Genomic DNA, 2,707 nt, shown 5'->3' with positions numbered 1-2,707 from the left:
CGCAACTCTGCGTCTCGCCGCGTGAAAACAACCCGCAAATTGACTGTCCGGAAAACGCGAGGCCCCTCATCGGCGGCGGCGTAGGCCGGTCCGTCACCCCAGCGTCCAGTCTGCGGGTGGATCATGGCGACGGTCATTTCCGCCAACAGGCCGTCGCGTTGCAGCCCGGCGGCCCAGGCGCCGATCTGGGCGATGCGAGGTGGGGCGGCACCGTAGTTGAGCGACGTAATCCGCAGACGCAGATGATGATCGCGGCCCCCGCCGTCGTCGTAGCGTAGGAACCACCAGTGGGGTCGGGCGTCATGCGCGCCGCCCGTCCATTCGTCAAGAAGGGCGGGTAGGTACTCCGTCAAGATCACGTCTTGGCGGCGCGGGTCACCGTGGAGACGAACGTCAAGTACGGGCGCTGTACCCGGAACAATGCTGTGGGTGCGCGAGATGACGCGCTGCGGGATCGGCGCGGGCAGGGAAGGCCAGTTCGGCGTCTGGGCAATAGCCACAGGGATGACGACGTCGTGGGCGCGGCCGTGGCACCAGTCGCCCGCATCGTCGCGAGGTGCTTCTTCGAGAACGGCGGTCGGGTCCGTCCTCAGATATTCGCGCAAGAGGAGCCGGTCCGCCGCAGCCGACGTGATCAGGGGAATGTCGCGGTCCCCGTCACGTAACAGGACGCGCTGCGGCAGCCGACGCTGGGTGCACCAGTCGTCGAACGATCGCTCCCACGACGCGAACCCGGCGGAATGGCGGGCGAGTTCGGACGCTCTCAGCTTCCATTGCGCCGCCGTAAGGATGATGCGGCCGGCACGTACGCGTGGCAGGAACGCGCATGCCGAAGCGGCGCCCCAGTCAAAGTCGGTCACCTGAGTGCACGTCGCCCGGGAGACTTCCGTGATGAACCTGGCGAGCGGCGGGGTGTGGCGGCGAAGGTTCAACGCGTGGGTCGCCCACGCCTCGACGCGCAGGCCGAGCTTCGGCGCGGCCAGGTACAAACGATGGCTGTCGCAGCCGACGGCGAGGTCGTCCGGTCCAAGCGCATCCGCGTCTGGGTGTTCCCCGAGGGAAACTGCCTTCGGCAGTACGCGCGCAGAACGCGCGACGTGCGCGCTGGTCGCGTCGAGAGGCGGGAACGACAGGTGCGCGATCACGGTGTCGGAGTCGCCGCAGGGCAGTTTGGCGAGTCCGTCCGCCAACTCGGCGCGTGACGCTGGTCCCAGCACGTCGAGGAACCGGCCGCACACGACGCCCGCGGCCCGGGAGACCGACCGGACGGCGAGGAAAAAGTCGCCGCGATCGAGTGCTTCGGTACCCGGTGCGTCGATGCGGGCGACGATCTCCACATGCGGCGGGAGCCGTAGTTGCGCCGGGGCCGGATCCTCGATCTGCGCCAACAGGGCGTCGTCCAGTACGACTTCGAAGTTTCCATCGAGCGCGGCACGCTGAGCGAGGTCGATGAGCACTTCGTCGCGACGCGACAGACCGGGGCGGCGTTCGGGAACCGTGGTTCCGGGATAACCGTCCGGCCAGCCCAAGCCGTTGTCGCCGACGACGTCCAGCAGGGGCACCAACGTTCCCGGCCCGTATCGGGCGTAGAAGCGGCGGTGGTAGTCCGCCCATGCCGACGAACCGTGCGGCAGCGCGCTCACCCGCGCCAACAACCCGGCCGCTCGCGCCGCTTCCTCCGCCACGGCGTGCGGGAGCACGGCTTCGGCGTCGAGCCGGACGTCAATGGCGACCGGGTGACGCGAAGTATCAGCAAGGGCTCGCATGCGCCGCGCCGCCTCGGTCCGCAAACCACCGGTACGGCTCAGCGGGGCATCGCTGTGCCGTGCGAGCAGAGCATGGATCTCCTGCAACTCGCCTACCAGCAAGCTGGCGGCGTCTGTCGCCTCGGCCAGGACGCGTATCAGGTGCGCCAGCGCATCCGGCTCGGTCGCCGGGGCCCGCAATGCTGTGATCAGTACCCGATGCGCCAGCAATTCCTTCAGGTACCCGGCCACCTTCTCCGGCGGTGTTGCCGGGAACGCTCCCTTGATGTCGCGCGTCAGGACCTCGAACGGCACGGGCTGGCGGGCGAGTTCGAGCGCTGCACGTAGCGGTTTGGTGAGTCGTACCGTGACTTCGGTTGCCGAGCCAGACTTGTCCGCTCCGGGTACGTACGGCAGGACCAGATGCGGACCGCGCACAAACGCAGCGTTGTCGACACACACTTGGAGACGCCGCAGCACGTCGTCAGCGCGTTCAAGCCGTCCCACCAGCGAAGCCAGCCATCCCGCATCGGCACGGGCGACACCGCAGTGGTGATCACCCCAGGTCACGCGGGTTCGTTCGCCGAAGGACACCGCCGAGACTCCGCCGAACAAACCTGCGGGCATGGGCCGTTCCGCCGCGCGGCGCACATAGCGCTCCACCGAGCGGACAGTTCCCCGCAGAGCCTTGAAGTCCGGCTTCTGAGCAACGCACAAGGCCCGTACCGCGCGTTCCAGACTCGGGCTCGCATGCTCGATCGCATTCCGAACACGATCAAATGCCCAGACCCGGCGCAGCCAACGCACCCACTCCGCAGCGGGATCACGACCGAGCCCGGCCGGATCGGGTAGCGGCGGAGCGCTGCGCGGTGCCTGGACGGCGCGTAGCAGCGCGCCGCCGCACGGCTGATACGGCTCGTTCGTGGACACAGAACTCCTTCCCTGGCATCTGGCGGGGTCCG

1 protein-coding gene is annotated in these 2,707 nt (G+C 68.4%); it reads right to left on the bottom strand.

The features are described 5' to 3' along the window. Nucleotides 1-2,552: lantibiotic dehydratase (locus ACRX5W_RS16580; RefSeq protein ID WP_436788909.1), on the bottom strand; the 2,552-nt coding region annotated here is incomplete at its 3' end. Between the last annotated feature and the right edge of the window lie 155 nt (nucleotides 2,553-2,707).

It is taken from the genome of Yinghuangia sp. YIM S10712 (assembly GCF_051388935.1).
Classification (GTDB): Bacteria; Actinomycetota; Actinomycetes; order Streptomycetales; family Streptomycetaceae; genus Yinghuangia.
This window is presented reverse-complemented; position numbering and strand designations above follow the sequence as displayed.